The organism is Nonomuraea sp. ZG12, assembly GCF_052068115.1.
Taxonomy (GTDB): Bacteria; Actinomycetota; Actinomycetes; order Streptosporangiales; family Streptosporangiaceae; genus Nonomuraea.
Genome location: NZ_JBQHCW010000002.1, coordinates 502,033 through 519,393, shown reverse-complemented (window position 1 = coordinate 519,393; position 17,361 = coordinate 502,033). Strand labels below are relative to the sequence as shown.

18 protein-coding genes and 1 pseudogene are annotated in these 17,361 nt (G+C 71.1%); 10 read left to right on the top strand and 9 right to left on the bottom strand.

Annotated features, from left to right (window positions below; all coding sequences use genetic code 11):
- Positions 1-3 precede the first annotated feature (3 nt).
- The 4 genes from ACTMTF_RS09450 to ACTMTF_RS09435 all read left to right on the top strand — a co-directional run bounded on the left by ACTMTF_RS09450 (position 4) and on the right by ACTMTF_RS09435 (position 4,571).
- On the top strand, positions 4-768 hold the full coding sequence (locus ACTMTF_RS09450; protein WP_441110252.1) for a hypothetical protein: 765 nt from the start codon (positions 4-6) through the stop codon (positions 766-768).
- A complete protein-coding gene (locus ACTMTF_RS09445) occupies positions 765-1,961 on the top strand; it encodes a hypothetical protein (RefSeq protein WP_441110251.1) in 1,197 nt (398 codons plus the stop codon). The genes ACTMTF_RS09450 and ACTMTF_RS09445 overlap by 4 nt, the downstream gene beginning before the upstream one ends.
- Positions 1,958-2,938, top strand: a complete 981-nt coding sequence (locus tag ACTMTF_RS09440; RefSeq protein ID WP_441110250.1) for a glycosyltransferase family 2 protein — start codon at positions 1,958-1,960, stop codon at positions 2,936-2,938. Before ACTMTF_RS09445 ends, ACTMTF_RS09440 begins: the two co-directional genes overlap by 4 nt.
- Before the next feature lie 199 nt (positions 2,939-3,137).
- A complete protein-coding gene (locus ACTMTF_RS09435) occupies positions 3,138-4,571 on the top strand; it encodes a pectate lyase family protein (RefSeq protein ID WP_441110249.1) in 1,434 nt (477 codons plus the stop codon).
- Positions 4,572-4,631: 60 nt separating this feature from the next.
- On the opposite strand, the gene ACTMTF_RS09430 is transcribed toward ACTMTF_RS09435, so the two are convergent.
- Positions 4,632-5,255: a hypothetical protein gene (locus ACTMTF_RS09430; RefSeq protein WP_441110644.1), complete on the bottom strand. Its 624-nt coding sequence runs from the start codon at positions 5,253-5,255 to the stop codon at positions 4,632-4,634.
- Between ACTMTF_RS09430 and ACTMTF_RS09425 the strand changes: the two are divergent.
- A pseudogene (locus ACTMTF_RS09425) lies at positions 5,137-5,412 on the top strand (antitoxin); the annotation flags it as partial. The gene ACTMTF_RS09430 and the pseudogene ACTMTF_RS09425 sit on opposite strands and share 119 nt — an antisense overlap.
- A gap of 84 nt (positions 5,413-5,496) precedes the next feature.
- Here the strand turns inward: ACTMTF_RS09425 and ACTMTF_RS09420 are convergent.
- Positions 5,497-6,075, bottom strand: coding sequence for a TetR family transcriptional regulator (locus tag ACTMTF_RS09420; protein WP_441110248.1), 579 nt, complete (start codon positions 6,073-6,075; stop codon positions 5,497-5,499).
- An 81-nt stretch (positions 6,076-6,156) separates the two neighbouring features.
- Here ACTMTF_RS09420 and ACTMTF_RS09415 point away from each other — a divergent pair, with 81 nt between their 5' ends.
- Positions 6,157-7,212, top strand: coding sequence for a saccharopine dehydrogenase NADP-binding domain-containing protein (locus tag ACTMTF_RS09415; RefSeq protein ID WP_441110247.1), 1,056 nt, complete (start codon positions 6,157-6,159; stop codon positions 7,210-7,212).
- 134 nt (positions 7,213-7,346) lie between these two features.
- On the opposite strand, the gene ACTMTF_RS09410 is transcribed toward ACTMTF_RS09415, so the two are convergent.
- From ACTMTF_RS09410 to ACTMTF_RS09380, 7 genes are all read right to left on the bottom strand, one after another.
- On the bottom strand, positions 7,347-7,964 hold the full coding sequence (locus ACTMTF_RS09410) for a hypothetical protein (protein ID WP_441110246.1): 618 nt from the start codon (positions 7,962-7,964) through the stop codon (positions 7,347-7,349).
- Positions 7,951-9,495: a substrate-binding domain-containing protein gene (locus ACTMTF_RS09405; protein WP_441110245.1), complete on the bottom strand. Its 1,545-nt coding sequence runs from the start codon at positions 9,493-9,495 to the stop codon at positions 7,951-7,953. Before ACTMTF_RS09405 ends, ACTMTF_RS09410 begins: the two co-directional genes overlap by 14 nt.
- Positions 9,492-10,682, bottom strand: a complete 1,191-nt coding sequence (locus tag ACTMTF_RS09400; RefSeq protein ID WP_441110244.1) for a toxic anion resistance protein — start codon at positions 10,680-10,682, stop codon at positions 9,492-9,494. Before ACTMTF_RS09400 ends, ACTMTF_RS09405 begins: the two co-directional genes overlap by 4 nt.
- Positions 10,683-10,701: 19 nt before the next feature.
- Positions 10,702-11,781, bottom strand: a complete 1,080-nt coding sequence (locus tag ACTMTF_RS09395) for a hypothetical protein (RefSeq protein WP_441110243.1) — start codon at positions 11,779-11,781, stop codon at positions 10,702-10,704.
- A gap of 161 nt (positions 11,782-11,942) precedes the next feature.
- A complete protein-coding gene (locus tag ACTMTF_RS09390) occupies positions 11,943-12,320 on the bottom strand; it encodes a hypothetical protein (protein ID WP_441110242.1) in 378 nt (125 codons plus the stop codon).
- A gap of 130 nt (positions 12,321-12,450) precedes the next feature.
- Positions 12,451-13,314: an LLM class F420-dependent oxidoreductase gene (locus tag ACTMTF_RS09385; protein ID WP_441110241.1), complete on the bottom strand. Its 864-nt coding sequence runs from the start codon at positions 13,312-13,314 to the stop codon at positions 12,451-12,453.
- 90 nt (positions 13,315-13,404) lie between these two features.
- The gene (locus tag ACTMTF_RS09380; protein ID WP_397017638.1) at positions 13,405-13,743 is read right to left on the bottom strand and encodes an STAS domain-containing protein; all 339 of its coding nucleotides are present in this window, start codon (positions 13,741-13,743) and stop codon (positions 13,405-13,407) included.
- 180 nt (positions 13,744-13,923) lie between these two features.
- Between ACTMTF_RS09380 and ACTMTF_RS09375 the strand changes: the two genes are divergently transcribed.
- The 4 genes from ACTMTF_RS09375 to ACTMTF_RS09360 all read left to right on the top strand — a co-directional run bounded on the left by ACTMTF_RS09375 (position 13,924) and on the right by ACTMTF_RS09360 (position 17,358).
- Positions 13,924-14,184, top strand: coding sequence for a hypothetical protein (locus ACTMTF_RS09375; RefSeq protein WP_441110240.1), 261 nt, complete (start codon positions 13,924-13,926; stop codon positions 14,182-14,184).
- A gap of 46 nt (positions 14,185-14,230) precedes the next feature.
- Positions 14,231-15,136, top strand: a complete 906-nt coding sequence (locus ACTMTF_RS09370; RefSeq protein ID WP_441110239.1) for a diacylglycerol/lipid kinase family protein — start codon at positions 14,231-14,233, stop codon at positions 15,134-15,136.
- A gap of 92 nt (positions 15,137-15,228) precedes the next feature.
- Complete coding sequence (locus tag ACTMTF_RS09365; RefSeq protein WP_441110238.1) at positions 15,229-16,077, top strand: hypothetical protein; 849 nt, start codon at positions 15,229-15,231, stop codon at positions 16,075-16,077.
- Positions 16,078-16,161: 84 nt separating this feature from the next.
- Entirely contained in the window at positions 16,162-17,358 is a 1,197-nt protein-coding gene (locus ACTMTF_RS09360) for a cytochrome P450 (RefSeq protein WP_441110237.1), read from the top strand.
- Positions 17,359-17,361: the final 3 nt, after the last annotated feature.

Here is a 17,361-nt window from a genome sequence, read left to right as displayed (position 1 = left end):
CCCGTGGACGAGCCCATGACCTGCGTGCAGTGCGGCCACCCGCACCCCGCCCTGATCGCCCGGCGCCTGCGCCCGGTCCGCTACTCCTGCCGGTCCTGCGGCGCCGTCTTCAGACCCGGCCCGCCTCCCACCCCCGGCCGGCCACGGCTCGCGCCCGTGGACGGCGACCCGCTGGCGGCCTACCTGCCCGCACCCATGGTCCGCTGGGTGCGCCAGAGCGCCGGGGAGATCCCGGCCGCGCCGGACCGGGCCACGCTCGCCCGCTGGTACAAGGGGTTCGACGCGCTCGTCGCGGGCGCCGCCGCCTCGGCCGAGTCGCGAACCGCCGTCGAACGGGTGAGCGACGTCCCCCTCGACGTCTCGCCCGCGTTCTCCCAGGTGTGCGCCGCCCTGCACGCCACCTGCTACGACCCGGCTCTCGCCCTGGCCAGGCTGGGGCGCGACGAGCCCTTCGTGGCCGAACGCGTCGGCCACCTGCGCCACTGGCTCGCCACCGCGGGCCGCTCCACGACCTGGCTGGAGGCCGCCGAGGCGCCGCCGCCCGCCAGGGAAGCGGTCGAAGACCTGCTCACCCTGCCGGAGTCGTTCACCACCGACCAGGTCAGAGCCCTGTTCCGCGCCCTGTTCGGGGTGGACAAGGGGCCGTCCGTGCCGGGGGTGCGCGCCCGCTTCGGCGACGAACGCATCCGCCAGGCCCTGCTCGCCTACCTGGAGACGGGCGAGCGCCCGTTACGCCGGACCGTCGCTGACGACCTGGACGCGACATGACCGCCGTCGCCTCCCACCGCATCGGCGCCCGCCGCCTGCTCACGCTGCTGGGCGGCCGCGCCACCTTCAGGCTGCTGCTGTACGGGTCCTCGGGCGTCCTGGTCGCGGCCTGGAGCCGGGCGGACTTCAACGCCTACGCCGCAGCCGCCGGAGCCGTGGGCTGGCTCTGCATGGTGGTGCAGTCGGGGCCGGAGAAGGCGGCGCTCACCCTCATCCCGCGCGCCTTCCGCACCCGTGACCAGCTCGCGGGTCTGCTCCGCGCGGTCGTCGCGTACGTGCCGCTGCCCTTCACCGTGGCCGCCGCCGCCGGGCTCGTCCTCGCGCCCGGCTCCACCGCCACCATCTACCTGCTGGCCATCGCCTACTACATCGCCCTCGGCTGCGGCTCGCTGGGTGTGGCGGTCCACCGGGCCCTCGGCCGCTACACCTACGACACCGCCCACTTCTCACTCCTCGGCCTGGGCATGATCGCGCTGGCCGGGCTGGCGTTCACCGCGAACCTCCGGCCCACCGGCTACCTCGCCGGGCTGCTGGTCCTGGTCACCGCGCTCAACCTCGTCCTGCTGCGCGGGCTGCCGCGCGCCCACGGCTCCCGCCGGGCGCTGCGCGGCCTGCTGGCCGGCACGGTGGTGCTGATGGGCGCCGCCGACGTCATGAGCAACGCCATCATCGGGACGCTCTTCGTGGAGCTGTCGCTCTCCTCGAACGCCGGCCAGAGCGGCGACCTCTACCTGATGATCCTCGGCTGGGGCTTCGCCGCGTCCGTCGTCTACACGGTGCAGCGGATCTACCAGCCCCGGCTGGCGCTGTGGATGACCTCGGGCGGTTCCGCGCGGGCGCGGACGCTCGGCATGCGCGTCGCGAACGTGGCCATCCTGACCAGCGCCCTCTGGCTGGTCCTCGCGGGGGCGGCGCTCGCCGCGGGCGTGGCCGGCACCCGCTCGCTGATCGTCCTGGCCGTTCTGCTGGCGTCCCTGCTGCCCGCCAACACCCTGGCGAGCTTCGGCATCTTCGTACTGGAGAACTCCGGCAAGAGCGGCCTGCGCGACAGCGCCAAGGCCGCGATCCTCGCCTGGGCTGCGGTGGCCGCGCTGGGAGCGCTCACCATCCCGCTCGCCGGGGCCGCCGGAGCGGTGTACGCGCTGGGCGCGCAGGGATTCGTACTGGGACTCGCCCTGAGGAGACGCATGTGACCACCGAGCCGGCGGGGCTGACCGTGCTGGTGCCCTGCTACAACGAGGGAGCGCAGGTCGAGACCGCCCACGGCGAGCTCGTCGAGGCGCTGAAGGAGGTGGGCGAGCTGGAGATCCTCTTCGTCGACGACGGCAGCACCGACGACTCCCTCGACCGGATCCGCAGGCTGGCCGAGACGGACCCGAGGGTGCGCTATCTGTCCTTCACCCGCAACTTCGGCATCGACGCCGTGATGGCCGCCGGGTTCCGCTACGCGGGCCGGCCCTGGACGGTCCAGTGCGACGCGGACCTCCAGGTGCCGCCGGCGGAGATCTGGGCCCTGCTCGACAAGGCGGGGGAGGGCTACGACGTGGTGTTCGGCGAGCGGCGGGGCAGGCGCGACCCGCTCCTCCGCCGGGGCGGCTCGGCCGGTCTGCACTGGGCGGCCCGGCGGCTGTTCGGCATCGACATGCCGCGCGGCGCCTCCACCTTCAGGCTGGTCCGCACCGGCCTGGCCCAGACGATCACGGAGCTGCGGCTGCCCTGGTTCATCCCGGCGGTGCCCCTGGTCGGCGCCCGATACGCGGTCACGCCGGTCACCCACCGGCCCCGTACGGCGGGCCGGTCCAAGCTCCGGGTGGCCCGGCTGGCGGCCCACTCCTTCGAGCTGTTCTTCGGCTTCTCCTGGCGTCCGCTCGCCGCCGTCTACGCGGCGGGGGCGCTGGGCGGCTGCCTGGCGCTGGTGCTCGCGGTGCTCGGATACGCCGGGCTGGTGGGCGGCAGCGCGCTCGCGGCGACCCAGCTGCTGCTCACCGGTCTCACGGTGGCGGCGGTGGCGCTGCTCGGGCGCTATCTCCACCGGCTGCTGCGCGACTCGGCGCGCCTGCGCACCTACTACATCAAGGAGGCGAACGTGCCGCTGCGCCCGGAGGACACCCTCACCGGCGGACTCCCCGGCCCGCCGCCCCCGGCCCGCGCCGTTCGGCGTAACGCATGAGGTGAGGCAACCGAGAGGACGCCTTTCACGCTGAAGAGTCATGAAACTTTCACAGCTCTTTGACACCGGGAAAGCGCTTACCTATGGTGCTTCTTGTTCGCTCTCACGTATGCCATTCATCTACGTGAACGGATGCTCGCTGGAAGGACGCCATGTCGCAGGCTGAACAGCCTGCCCGGACCAGCAAGGAGCTCACATCGTGCGACAGAGAATCAGCGGCAGAACGGTCGCGGCGGTCGCCGCCGCCATCGCCATGACGGGGACGGCGGTGGCCGGCGTCTCCGTCGCCTCGGCCGCCTCGGCGGCTCCGGCGCCGGGATCGTACACCGTGGTGAACAACGGCAGCGGCCTGTGCCTCACCGTGCCAGGAGGCGGCTCCGCCGACGGGTTACAGCTCACGCAGAGCGGGTGCGGCGGCGCGGCGCAGACCTTCGACGTGGTCGCCGACGGTGGCGGCTATCTGCTCAAACCCGCTCACAGCGGCAAGTGTGCGGGTGTGAAGGACGCCGGCACCGGTGCGGGTAAGGCCGTGCAGCAGGAGAGCTGCTCGGGGGCGGCCTCACAGAGGTGGGGCCTCACCGAGTCGGGATCCACCTACCGGGTCGTCAACGCCAACGGTGGCAAGTGCCTCAACATCAAGGACAACTCGACGTCCGCGGGCGCCCTGGCGCAGACGAACTCCTGCGACTCGGTGGCGACCAAGCAGTGGCGGCTCGTCCCCACCGGCTCCCAGCCGACCGACCCGCCGACCGACCCGCCCACGGATCCGCCGGGTGACCCGACCGGCCTGGTCGGCTGGGCCACGCAGGGCGGCGGCACCTCGGGCGGCGGCAACGCCTCCCCGGTCACGGTCTCCAGCGCCTCCGCGCTGACCAGCGCACTGTCCGGGACGAACGCGGCCGTGGTCCGGGTGTCCGGCACCATCTCCTGCTCCGGCCTGATCCGCGTCGGCTCCAACAAGACCCTGCTGGGCAATGCGGGCGCGACGATCTCGGGCTGCGGGCTGAACATCTCCGAGGCCTCCAACGTGATCGTTCGCAACCTGAACTTCCAGGGCTGGGACGACGACGCCATCAACGTGCAGTACTCCACCCGCGTGTGGATCGACCACAACAGCTTCAGTGACGGCTACGACGGCACCGTGGACGTCAAGCGCGCCAGCGACTACGTCACCATCTCCTGGAACAGGGTCTTCGACCACGACAAGACCATGCTGCTGGGCCACGACGACGACAACGGCAGCGAGGACCGCGGGCACCTGCGGGTGACGTACCACCACAACTGGTTCGACGGCACCAACCAGCGCCACCCGCGCGTTCGTTTCGGCAACCCCGTGCACGTCTACAACAACCTCTACTCCAGCGTCGGCGGCTACGGCGTGGCCTCCACGCAAGGCGCCGGTGTCCTGGTCGAGGGCAACTACTTCGAGAACACCGAGGACCCCTTCCATCTGGGTGAGGGTGACTCCGGACCGGGGAGCCTGGTCGCCCGCGCGAACCACTTCGTCAACTCCGGCTCCGGCGAGACGGGCGGCAGCGTCGCCTCCATCCCGTACTCCTACTCGCTCGACGGCGCCTCCAGCGTCAAGTCGATCGTGACCGCGGGGGCCGGGGCGGGCCGGATCTCCGTCTGACCTGAGCCGGCCTCCGGTGACCGGTCCCCCGAGGGGGCCGGTCACCGTCATGGTGTGGCGTCAGGCGGGGCAGACCATGCCGATGCCGCAGATGACCACGAGCCGGCCGGGGGTGACCCAGCCGGGACCGTGCGGATTTCCGGTCGGCAAGGCGAAAAGAGTGAGTGGCAGGTCGTCGGGCACGCAGGTGCACAGGTCCTTTATCGCCTGCCATCCGGTTATGGTGGGCATTTCACCGCATCCGTCGATCATCAGCCATCCGAGCGGAATGATGACGTTGCCGAAATGGCGGCTCTTTTCCGCTTTCCCGATGGGGGTGGGAAGGAAAGGCGCGTGGGCGGCCTTCCTGGCGAGAGCCTTTCGCGCGGACTTGCGCGCCGGTGTCTCGGAGCCGAACCTGACCAGGCCGAGGCTGGTCAGCAGCAGGGAGATGGCGGCGATGACGCTGGACACCTGGCCCGCCGACTCGGCGCCCTGGGTGGCGAAGGTGATGACCAGATAAACGAGCGCGCCGAGGGCGAGGACGCGGGAAATGGTCTTTTTGGTACGGGTGTACTTCCTTTGAGTGGACATCGTGTGGAGCCTCGGCTTCTCTCGTTTCCGGCCGCTCTTCAGAGCTTTTCTGTGTGGTGTGACGCGGTTGTTACGGGGTCCGCCGATAGCAGGACTGTCACGATTCAGCAACGTTGAAAATTTTACGACTCACGTTTCCCTATTTTTCGGATATTTGCGGATAAAGGAGTGCTTGCTCGCCATCGGCCAAGAAGACCGCGCGGAGCGGCTCGCGAGCGAGCGGACGGGAGGCAAGTACGACGAGCGGATCGCCAAGGGCGCGGACGCGGTGCAGGAACGCTACGGCGGCGGCCAGGGCGAGCAGCGGCCGGAGGAGCAGGCCGTACCGGAGCAGTTTCGAGCGGGATGTCCGTTAAGTCGACGGCGTATTCGTCAGGTGTCTCATCGCCGTCAGGGTCTGGTCGATGGTGGCCGGGAGGTCGGGGTCGCCGTGCTGGTCGAGCCAGCGGGTCACCGCTATCCGGAACGTGGTCACGGCGATCTCGGCCGCGAGCCGGGCGGTCAGGTCGTCGACGCCGCGGTCGCGGAAGCCCTGCTCCAGGGCCTCCGACATGAGCGAGAACTTGCGCAGCTCGCGCTCATGCAGGGCTGGTTCGGCGTCGATCGCGGCCCGTCGGCGTAGCAGGTAGTCGAGGCCGCGGCCCTTGAAGATCTCGGCCGCGGTGGGGGCCAGGCCCTCGGTGATCAGCTCCATCGGGCCGAGTGACGGCGGGGCCTCGGCCATGAACCGGGCCACCAGCTCGGGCACCGACTCCTCGCCGGCGAACAGCACCTCACGCTTGTCGGCGAAGTACCGGAAGAACGTACGGGTCGTGAGCCCGGCCCGCGCCGTGATCTGCGGCACGGTGGTCTCGGTGAAGCCCTGCTTGAGGAAGAGATCGAGCGCGGCCTGCTCGAGCCGTTCGCGCGCACCCGGCTGCCATCGACCCATGCGGCCCATTCTAGTGATGACACGTCGTGTCAGGCTATGCGATAGTGATGACACGACGTGCCATGACTGATGGGGGCGAATATGACGGGTGAGATCTGGGTGCTCGGCGCGACCGGACGGGTTGGCCGGGAAGCGGTGCAGCGCCTGCAGCAGGCGGGCGCCGAGGTGGTGGTGGTCGGCCGCGATCGGGAGCGGCTGACCCAGGTGGGTCCGGACGCCCGCGCGGTGACCGGCTCGCTCGACGAGGTCTGCGCGCGGCTGGCCACCGAGGCGCCGACCGTGGTGATCAACACGGTGGGCCCGTTCGCGGTCACGGCGCCACAGGTCGCGCGGGCCTGCCCGCCAGGCACCCACTACGTCGACGTCTCCAACGAACTGAGCGCGTTCGAGCTGCTCCACGGCATGGACCGGGAGGCGGCGGCCACCGGTCGCACACTGGTCTCCGGGGCGGGCTTCGGCGTGCTCGCGACCGAGAGCATCCTGCTGCATCTGCTGACGGCCGAGGAAAAGCCGTCGCGAGTACGCGTCGACGCCATCGCGTCGGTCGCGATCGAACCCGGCGCCCTCGGCGAAGCCCTGGCCGCCACCATCGTGCAGGCGTTGCTCGACGGCGGCCGCGAGGTGCGGCAGGGCCGGATGGTACGCGCCCAGGCCGGCCGTGCCGCCGAGCGATTGACCACCCCCGAAGGCGACGTGGTCACCACCGCTTCCTGGGGCGGCGGCGAGCTCTTCGCGGCCTGGCGGGCCAGCGGCGCCCCGTCGGTGATCGGCGCCTCGGCTCTCGCCCCGACCAACCCGGCCGTCCGAGCGACGCTGCCGGCGATCGGCGGCGTGCTGCGTCTGCCCGGCCTGGCCGGCTTCGCCATTCGGCGGCTCGCCCGTGTCACGACGACCACGGCCAAGGAGCGCCCGCGCCGATCGTCCTGGGGCCGCGCCCGGGTCGAGTGGCCGTCCGGTCGCGTACGTGAGGGCTGGCTGCGCACCGGCGAGGGCATGACGTTCACGGTCGGCGCCGTCACCGAGGTGGCCCAGCGCCTGGCCAAGGGCGAGGGCCGCCCCGGCGCGTTCACCCCGGCCAGGCTCTTCGGCCCCGAGGTGGCGCTGGCCGCCGGCGCCGAGTTCGTGTTCACCGACTGATACTCCAGTGACACTTCGCCGGATCGGGGTGTTCCTGGCCTACGCCATCACGCGCGGCCGAGCACGGCTGGACCGGTGGCTCCACCCGTGCCGGACGGTGTACGTACCGGCGATCGCGGGTAACCGGGTGGCTGCTAGAGATCCAGGTCGGAGCCGCCGAATCTGTCCTGGAGGAAGCGGCCCTGGTCGCGCAGGGCCTGCTCGTCGCCCCGGTGGATGGCGTCGGCCACCTTGCGCAGCTGCGCGTCCAGGAGAGCGAGCTGGGCGAGCAGCTCCTCGTGGGCGCTGCGTTCCCGGTCCGCCCGCCGGGTCAGCGCGTAGCCGCGCGGCAGGTTCGCGTACGACTCCAGGCTGGCCGGCAGGTAGCTGCGGATCGTCTGCGAGACGACGTGCAGCTCGTCGGGTGAGGAGGTCAGCTGCTCGGCCCGGCCGAGCACGCCGCCGAGCACCTCCGCCAGCCCGTGCACCGCGGCGTGCACGTCGGCGGGAAAGCGGCCGTCGATCCGGCGCAGCAGCGTGTCGAGGTCGGCGCGCAGCTGCCGGACCTCCACCTCCGCGTGCGAGATCGTCAGCCGGACCCGCTCCGGCGGGGCGAGGAGGGCGCCCACGCCGTACAGCCCCGCCACCACCACCGGCCAGTACGCCCCCGCCAGACCGAGGAAGTGGGCGCCCAGCCCGAGCAGGCCCAGCGCGGAGCCCGCGATGTTCTTCGTGGAGCCCAGGTAGCGCAGTACCCGGTCACTGATAGCCACGGATCTCCTTGAACACCTCGCTCAGCGAGGTGGATCGCGCGTCGAACACCGCGCCGCCGGTCAGCGCGGCGACCTTGCTCATCTCCTCGACGTCGCTCTCGCCGAAGAGCACCACGAACGTGGGGACGCGGCGGCGTTCCTCCGGCAACGCGCGGTAGTGCGCCGCGAAGTCGTCGTAGCCGGAGCCGTTGGCGTTCTCACCGTCGCTCATCAGCACGATCGAGCTGTAGCGGCCCGGCGTGAGGGGCCGGTCGTAGGCCGCCATCAGGCTGTCGTAGATCGCCGTGCCGCCCTTGGCCTCCAGGCTCTCGGCGAACCGCCTGATCCGGGCGAGCACCTCCTCGGGGTTCCCGGCGGGGACGGCGAACGGGACGGGGGCGCCCGGGGTGCTGTTGAACGGGAGCATCGTGACGGACTCCCTGTTGCTGAACCGGCTGAACGTGCCGGACATGGAGGTGTCCGCGCCGGTCAGCGCGACGAGCGCCTGCCGCAGCGCGTCGATCCGATCGCCCTGCATCGAGCCGGAGGTGTCCAGCACGAACGTCGTGCCGGGCGGCACCCGCAACTGGTTCAGATAGCTCTTGATCAGCTCGTCGGCCGTGCCGCGCCGGTTGGGGAACGGCAGCTCGATGAGCTGGGTCGTGCCGAAACGGGAGTCCGGCCGCACCTCGGGGACGATCGGCCGCCGGTGGGTCGTGGTCATGATCTCCCGCTGTACGGCCGGGGTGCGCAACCACGCCGCCAGTTTGCCGTACAGGACCTTCTTCTCCTCCGGGGCGGAGGCGAGCAGGGTGAGCGGGTAGTCGGCGCTGACCACGCCGTCGCTCGGGTGGACGAGCGTGAGCGGATCGCGCAGGCCCAGCAGCACCGACTCGTAGTTGATCAGGCCGTCCACGGCCGGGTCGCGGGCGTAGGCGTCGGCCAGCCAGCCCGACGAGCCCGCCGTCAGCCGCTGCGCGGAGAAGAAGCCCTTGAGCGCCGGCGTCACCGCGCCGACCTGCTCGGCGCTGAGCGCCCGGTCCGCCTTGGACAGTGCCGCGGCCACCCCGACCAGCGCGGAGAAGCCCGAGTTGGAGGAGGCGGGGTTGGTCATGCCGAACGTGAACGTGCCCGCCCGAGCGGCGGCCGCGATGTCCGACCAGGACACCGGCCCTTGGTCCCAGCCGAGCTCGGCGGCCTTGGCCGGCTTGAGGCCGAGCACCACGGGGGAGATCATCACCTTGGTCTGGGTGGACAGCTTGGCCTGGGCGCCGTCGATCAGCGACAGGTAACGGTTGGAGGAGAACCAGATCGCGTCCAGCTCGCCGTCCGCCCTGCCGCTCGCCACCTGCTCCGCGCCGTCGAGCGTGCCGGTGTAGGTGAGCTTCACCTTCACCCCGGCCTCGGTCTCGGCCCGCCGCAGCAGCGGCTCCAGGTCCTTGATCTCGCTGCCCGCCAGCACCCTGAGCAGGTCCGGGGCGTCGACCGGCTCGGCCTCCGCCCCGCAGGCGGCGACCAGCAGCAGCGAGAGGACCGCCAGCACCCGCCTCATCGCTGCGGCTCCTGGGCTCGCTCCAGATAGGTCTTCGCATGGTCGAGCTCGGCCGTCAGGCTGTCGACGGTGATCGCCATGCTCTCCACGGCCTTGGCCTTGAACGTGTCGATCATGTCCATGGTGGCGTAGACGTTGTCGAACGCCTTGCGCAGCGTGTCCATGTCGACGGTGGTGGTGGCCGCCTGGTTCTGGATCGTTCCGGCCTGGGTGCGCAGCATCTCGCTGGTGGCCAGGATCAGGTCGCTGGTGGTGGCGTTCAGGGCGGTGATCTGGTCGAGCACCAGCTTCTGGTTGGCCAGCGCCTGCGCCACCGTCACCGCCGTGCGCAGCGCCGCCACCGTGGTCGTGGTGGCCCGGTCCACGCCCTTGCTCAGCTCCAGGTTGTTCTTGCGTACGAGGTCGAGCGCCAGATAGCCCTGGGCCGACACCGCGAGCTGGGTGAGGATGTCCTGGTGCTTCTGCCGTACCGTGAACAGCGCGTCGGAGCGCAGCGCGGTCGCCCGCTCCTCGTCGGCCAGCGCGATCCGCTCCTCCAGGGCCGCGTCGATCGCCTGCGCCATCACCGCGTACTCCTGCAGGCGGGTCATCGTCTCCCACAGCCCGGCCTTCTCGCCCTCGATGGCCGCGTTGTCGCGCAGCAGCTCGTCCTGGCCGGACCTGAGCGAGCGGATGATGTCGTCGAGGTGCTGCTGCGCCGACCGGTAGCGGGCGAAGTAGTCGCGCAGCCGGTCGCCGAAGGGGATGAGCCCCAGCAGCTTGCGGGTCCCGCTCGCGGCCTGCTTCGGGTCCAGGTCCACCACGGTACGGCGCAGCGCCACGAGGTCGCCGGCCACCTTGGCCTGCGCGTCCGCGCCGTCGCCCGTGGCCGCGTGCAGGGCGGCGACCGGTCGCTTGAGCATGCGGTTGGCCACCTGGGAGGCGGCCTTGATCTCGGTGTCGCCCATCGAGGAGATGTCGTGCACCTTGCGCGCGAACTCCGGCGAGCGCGGATCGAGCGCGCCCAGCTCACCGGCGAAGCCCTGCGCCGTGGCGGCCAGCTCGGCCGCGCGCTCGTCGGACAGCGGCATCATGGTGGCCGCCTTCTCGGCGGGCACCGGCGTGACCGGCGCGGGTGGCGTCAGCACCAGATCGGACACAGGCGGCGCCGGATCTGACACAGGTGGCGGCAGCACCGGATCTGACACGGTGGGAACTCCTTGGTGTTCAGGGCTCGGAGCCGATCGTGGTGATCAGCTTCTCCAGCCGCTCGTAGGTGGGTGGTTCGATGACGTCGACCAGGTCGGCCGCCGCCGGCGCCTTGGTCCTGGCGACCAGGTCGGCGAACGCGCGCGGGTCGGTGGTGCGGAAGCCGTGCTGTGCCGCGAGTCCGAGCAGCTCGGGGTCCTTGGTGAGCAGCTCGCCGACCCGGGTGCCGGCGTCGGTGAGCGGGACCAGCGTGTGCTTGCTGTGCACGGTCGGCGAGGGGTAGACCAGCCGCATGTCCGGCCGGATCGCGCCGTCGCCGGCGAAGACGCGGGACAGGTACTGCGCCTCGTAGACGACGAGCATCGGCGTCTTGCCCGCGCCCAGCGCCAGATAGTCCTCGAACGACGCCTCGCTGGTGGACTCGGCGAAGCCCTGGTCCAGCACGGCCGGGGCGAGGGTGGGCGCGATCTCGGCGATCTCCGCGTCGGAGCCGATCACGTTCTCGCGGTTGGCGACGTACGCGATGGCGGACAGGTACATCGCGGCGGAGTTGGAGGTACGGATGTCGGTGGTGGTGAGCAGGACCCGCTTTCTAGCGGGATAAGACGAATTACCAGGAAGTTGATCCCAGCGAGTGCCCTTAGCCACCAATTCCAGATATTTCTTTATATCGAGGGTTTTATACCCTTTGCCGGAATCGTTCAGCACGCCGGCCTTGGTGAGCAGTTCGGCGATCGGCTCGAAGGTGGCCACGGCCATCGGTGAGTAGAACGGCGAGTACGTCGTGGTGGCCTTGCGGTCGCGCTTGATCTTCTCCGCCGCGGGCACGCTGGAGGGGAAGGCGAACCCGTACCGGCTCAGGTCCACGCCGGTGGCGATCTGCCGCGACCCCGCGGTGTCCACCTCGACCCGCAGTCCATGCGCGGCGAAGGCGGCCCGCACGCGCGGATCGTCGAAGAACGGTTCCTTCTCCGACCCGATGACCCCCCGCACCACCGTCGGCTGGACGGTCTCGGCCCCCCGGGTCCCGGCGAGGACGGCGACCACCACCACCCCGACCAGAACAGCTGCCAGAGCGACGCCGATCCACCGCTTCATTGCACCCCATTTCGCCAAATATCCCAGGATTTGGATTATCGGACGTAAAAGGGCGGTCAAGAGCGTCAGTACGGTGACCGTACGGCAGAATTCATACGCCGTTCACGATCCACCAGAGAGGAGCTGGCCGTGAACTCCGACAGCCCGCCCCTGGAGCCTGGTCACCTGCGGACCGGGCGGCAGGCTGCCCAGTCGATGCGGACCCGGTCGTGGTGTGCGGGGTCGACCTTGACCGGCACCACGGCTCCGGGCGCCACCGTCCCCATCGGGACGCGGGGCCGGGACTGGCGGTGGAAGACGTGGTAGGGCGGGGTGTCGGCGATGCGCACGGTGAGGCCGAAGCCGACGATCGGCCGGCCGTTGACGGTCATGCCGGTGTCGGTCATCGTCTCGATCACCGCCTGCGCCGGCAGGCCGGTGACCAGCAGCCGTCGCGCGTTCCGCGACCGGATCAGGAACGGCAGTCCGACGCACGCCAGGATCAGCGTCGTGCCGCCGGTGATCAGCAATGCCATCAGCATGCTCTGCCCCACGCTCACCGCTGCTCCCGCTCTCCGGCTCGACGGATCTCAGAAGGCAGTTGTAGCGATCGGTCATTGCACGCGGCTTGCTCGTTGATTGCACGACGTCCGGGGCGGTGAAGTCGAGAGCCCTGGCCGCCTCCAGGGTTCACCGCCCCGCCGGGGTGATGCCGGAGATCTGCTCGGCGAGCGCGGCCAGGTGCGCGAGCGCGGCGCCGGAGGAGGCGTCCGGGACGGCGGCGATGACGTGGTCGATGCCCTCCGTGGCGAGCTCGCCGCAGATCTGGACGCTCTCGTCGACGCTCTGCCCGTCGGGGACGCGCAGGTGCAGCGTCTTCTCGATCTCCTCGTACGGCCTGCCGAGCCGTTCGCAGTGGGCCCGCAGCACGCCCAGCTTGCGCGTGACGTCGGCGCCGTGCAGCAGGTTGCAGGCGTCGGCGTACTGGGCGACCAGCCGGAGCGTCTTGGTCTCCCCGCTGCCGCCGATCAGGATCGGCGGGCGGGCCTGCGGCGAGTTGAGCGTGCGCGACAATCTGTAGTGCCGGCCTTCGTACGGCCCGTCCTGCTGGCCGAACATCCGCACGGCGATCCGCAGCGTCTCCTCCAGTCGCTCGAACCGCTCGGCCAGCGGCGGGAACGGCAACCCCAGGCCACGGGCCTCCTCCTCGTGCCAGGCGGCGCCGAGACCGAGCACCGCGCGGCCGCCGGAGAGTGCGTCCAGCGTGCTCACCTGCTTCACCAGCAGGCCGGGCGGACGGTGGACGGCCCCGGTCACCAGGGCGCCCAGCCGCACCCGGCTGGTCAGGGCGGCGGCGTAGGACAGCGCGCCGTACGCCTCCAGCATCGGCTCCTCGGCGGCGCCGAAGTTGGGGATCTGGAAGAAGTGGTCCATCACCCACAGGCTGTGCAGCCCCGCCTCGTCGGCACCGCGGGCGACGTCCGCGAACCGGCCGGCGATGGCGGCGTCGCCCCCGGGCCAGGTGAAGCTGGGGCAGGTCAGACCGAGTCTCATCGAGCGCTCCTCAGGAATCCGGGCATGAAAAAACCCTCTCGGCCGGACGGCCGAGAGGGCGAGGTACGCACCCCATTATCTCATGGTCTGTCACGCCATCGTGAAGCTGCGGTCCAGCCCGGTCACGCGCAGCAGTCGCGACATGTACGGACGCGGCGCGGCGAGGGTGACGGTGATGCCCTGCGACCTGGCCCGGCTCTGGATGCCGACCAGCACACCGAGCCCGGCGGTGTCACAGAACGACAGGCTGGACAGGTCCAGCACCAGCTGGTCCGTGCTGTGCTTCAGCGTGCGCAGAAGGCGTCGGCGCAGGGCGTGGCTGGAGAAGATGTCGATCTCGCCCGCCAGGTGAACCGTGGTCGGGAGCTGGCGGGACGTCGGGGCGGGAATGAGAGACAGTATCGTGATCGCCGGCCTGTCGAGGCTCACGGAAACCGGAGCCAGAGCGTCTATCGCCGGGGGCGACGCCGGCCGAATGCCGGCGCACAAGAGATCCTCGGTCCCTCTACTCTACCTCAGTAACCATTATCAAAAGCTTGGCGTAATCGATACGTCACTCGGGGTATCGATCAACCTGCCCGAGATGATCGACTCCAGCAGGAGAACGCCATGTACAAACATGCCATCGCCGCATTCGCCATCGCCGCCACCGGCGTGTTTCTGCCGGCCGGGCCCGTGGCCGCCGACCCCGTGGACGACGACTGGCCGGGCTGCGTCACGCGCATGATCAGGCCGGGCTGGTCGCCGGACTGGCCACTGCTCGACAGCCTCGGCATCCGGAAGATCATCGAGGGGGCGTCCGGCACCGCGCGGCTGTGCGTGTACCCCGACCCCAGGCCGATACTCGAACGTTTCGGCTTCACGGAGTGAGCCCGCCGGTCCGTTAGGGCGGCGTGATCCAGGGCACCTAGCGGCCATGACTCCTCCCGGCGCGGCGCGCAGGCTTCTGGTGATCGGCAACCCGGCGGCGGGCGGTGCCGACGGGCAGACCCGCGAAACGGTCCTGGCCACCCTGGCCGACGAAGCCGACGTGCTGTCCCGTGACGTGGGGGAGCCCGGCGACCTCGGCCGGATCCTCGGCGACCACCCCGATCGGATCCCGGTGGTCCTCGGCGGTGACGGCACGGTGCACGCCGTGGCGGCGGCGCTGCTGGCCAGGGACGAGCTCACCACCCGTCCGATCGGGCTGGTGCCGCTGGGCACCGGCAACGACCTGGCGCGCGCTCTCGGCATCCCGCTCGACCCCCGCGAGGCGGCTCAGGTCGTCGCCCGTGGCCGGGAGCGGGCGCTGGACCTCCTCGTGGACGGCGAGGGCGGGATCGTCGTCAACGCCGTGCACGTCGGCGTCGGCGCCCGAGCCTCGGAGCAGGCCGCAGCGCTCAAGCCCGTGCTGCGCCGGGCCGCGTACGCGGTGGGCGCCATGCTCGCGGGGGCGCGCACCAAGGGCTGGCGGCTGCGCGTGCGGGTGGACAACGAGCTCATCAGTGACGGCCGCAGGCGCGTGCTCATGGTGGGCGTCGGCAACGGAGTCTCCATCGGCGGCGGGACCCCGCTGGCCCCGCACGCCCGCCCGGACGACGGCCTGGCCGACGTCTTCGTCTCCTACGCGGTGTCCCCGCTGGCGCGGCTGGGCTTCGGGATGCTGCTGCGGCGTGGCGAACACCCCGAACGCGCCGATGTCCTCACCGTCCGGGGCAGCACGATCACCGTCGAGGGCGAGCCGGTCCCGGCCAACGCCGACGGCGAACTCTCCCCGCCCGCGCCCCGCCGCACCTGGACCCGGCACCCGGCGGCCTGGCGCGTCATCGTGCCGGCCGGCTGACCGTCACGGGTGGCCGGATGGTGCGGACCGTTTAATGCCGCCGCAATCACATCCGCCGCCTTCCGGTAACACTCCGTAGCCAAGGTGGTCGCATGAGCGATGCACACAGGACGGTTCACGAACGTACCGGCGGGCGGCACCTCCAGCATCACGCGCGGTCCTGGCGCAGGGAGATCCTGGAGCTGGCCGCGCTGTTCTTCGCGGTGGGCGTGGCCCATCTCCTGGCCACCCTTCTCGGGCACCAGCAGCCGGGCCCGCTGGTGCTGGTCGGGCTCGGGGTGGCCCTGATCACCGGCACCGCGATCCACAAGCGGCTCGGCCTGCCCGGGAGGAAGTCCCGGCAGGGGCCGGCTCTTCCGGTCGCGGACGACGCCGGGTCTCCGATGGCCCTGTGGCGCGTCCGGATGCGGGTGGTGGAGCGTCCCGGCCGCCTGGCCGCGGTGGCCGCCGCGTTCGGCCGGCTGCGCTGCGACATCCTGGCGCTGCACATCGCGCCGACCGGGAGCAGCGCCATCACCCCGGCCGGTTGCGACGCCCTGGACGAGTTCGTCGTCGAGGCCCCACGAGACCTGGCGCCCGGCGTGCTGAGCGCCGCCCTGTCCGAGGCGGGCGGGTATGACGTCATCATCGTGCCCGCGCAGGTCAAGGACCTGACCGACCCTGCGGTGCAGGCGCTGGTGCTGGCGCAGCGGGTCGGCGCGGACCCTGACCGGCTGCCCGAGGCCCTGGCCGAGCTGCTGCGCGTCTCCGAGATCGAATGGCGGCGTCCCGGTGACACCGTGGACGAGGGCGCCGAGCTCAACACCACCATGGTGATCTCCGTGAACCCGGACCGCGCCCTGTTGATCAGGCGGCCCGGACTGCCCTTCACGCCCACCGAGGCCGCCAGGGCGGCGGCGCTGACCGCCGCCGCCAGGCACGCCCGTTACAGCGCCGGCTGAGGGCCGAAAAGATCACCGCCCCTGGCGGGCCGCCGGTCCATGGATCAGAGTGGAGGTGGACGACGAAGCCATCCAGGGGGTCACGTGAGCGAGTCATCGATGTACCCGATCTACATGCGCAGGGACGGATTCGACCCCGTACCCGAGCTGGCGGCCATGCGGGACGAGGAGCGAGTCCGCCGCATCAGCACGCCGTTCGGGGTCGACGCGTGGCTGGTCACCCGCCACGCCGACGTGCGCGAGGTGCTGGGCGACGCCGAACGGTTCAAGATCGCCAGGCGGGACATGATGGCGCTGCCCGGGGCGCCGAAGATGACAGAGAAGGAGGTCGCCGCCATGCGGGCGGGCAATCTGCTCTCCACCGACCCGCCCGAGCACACCCGGCTGCGCCGGCTGCTGACGCCCGAGTTCACGATCCGCCGGATGCGCCGGCTGGAGCCCCGGATCAGGGACATCGTGACCGATCACCTGGACGCGATGCAGTCCGCCGGCTCGCCCGCGGACCTGGTCAGCTCCTTCGCGCTGCCGATCCCGTCGCTGGTCATCTGCGAGCTGCTGGGCGTGCCGTACGAGGATCGGGCCGGCTTCCAGCACCGCACCTCCCGCATGATCGACATGTCGGTGCCGATCGAGGAGCGCGTGCGGACGCAGCTGGAGTCGCGCGCCTACATGGGTGAGCTGGTCGCCCGCCAGCTGGTCGAGCCCGGCGACGACCTGCTCGGCATGCTGGTCCGCGAGCACCGCGACGACGTGTCGGCCGACGAGCTCGTCGGTATCGGCTCCCTGCTGCTGCTCGCCGGGCACGAGACCACCTCCAACATGCTCTCGCTGGGCACGCTGGCCCTGTTGCGCCACCCCGAGCAGCTGGAGCTGCTCAGGAAGGAGCCCGAGCGGATCGACGCCGCGCTGGAGGAGCTCCTGCGCTGGCTCAGCATCGTCCACTCCGGCACCTTCAAGGTGACCACCACCGAGGTGGAGCTCGGCGGTCAGAAGCTGGCGGCCGGAGACCTGGTGGCCTGCGCGCTGCCCGCCGCCAACCGGGACCCGGCGCTGCTGCCCGACCCGGAGAGGCTCGACATTACCCGGGGCGAGCCCGGTCACGTGGCCTTCGGGCACGGCGTGCACCACTGCCTGGGCGCGCCGCTGGCCCGCATGGAGATGCGCATCGCCTTCCCCGCGCTGCTCGACCGCTTCCCCGGCCTGCGCACGACCGGCGCCGAGCCCGAGTTCCGCTCGTTCAGCATCGTGTACGGCCTGGCGTCGCTGGAGGTCGCCTGGTGAGGC

What these genes read in the sequence shown, in the direction of transcription:
- ACTMTF_RS09445 (WP_441110251.1), top strand. Translation starts at nt 765, where the DNA reads ATGACCGCCGTCGCCTCCCACCGCATCGGCGCCCGCCGCCTGCTCACG.
- ACTMTF_RS09420 (WP_441110248.1), bottom strand. Translation starts at nt 6,075, where the DNA reads ATGGGTCGATGGCAGCCGGGTGCGCGCGAACGGCTCGAGCAGGCCGCG.
- ACTMTF_RS09415 (WP_441110247.1), top strand. Translation starts at nt 6,157, where the DNA reads ATGACGGGTGAGATCTGGGTGCTCGGCGCGACCGGACGGGTTGGCCGG.
- ACTMTF_RS09405 (WP_441110245.1), bottom strand. Translation starts at nt 9,495, where the DNA reads ATGAGGCGGGTGCTGGCGGTCCTCTCGCTGCTGCTGGTCGCCGCCTGC.
- ACTMTF_RS09395 (WP_441110243.1), bottom strand. Translation starts at nt 11,781, where the DNA reads ATGAAGCGGTGGATCGGCGTCGCTCTGGCAGCTGTTCTGGTCGGGGTG.
- ACTMTF_RS09385 (WP_441110241.1), bottom strand. Translation starts at nt 13,314, where the DNA reads ATGAGACTCGGTCTGACCTGCCCCAGCTTCACCTGGCCCGGGGGCGAC.
- ACTMTF_RS09375 (WP_441110240.1), top strand. Translation starts at nt 13,924, where the DNA reads ATGTACAAACATGCCATCGCCGCATTCGCCATCGCCGCCACCGGCGTG.
- ACTMTF_RS09370 (WP_441110239.1), top strand. Translation starts at nt 14,231, where the DNA reads ATGACTCCTCCCGGCGCGGCGCGCAGGCTTCTGGTGATCGGCAACCCG.
- ACTMTF_RS09365 (WP_441110238.1), top strand. Translation starts at nt 15,229, where the DNA reads ATGAGCGATGCACACAGGACGGTTCACGAACGTACCGGCGGGCGGCAC.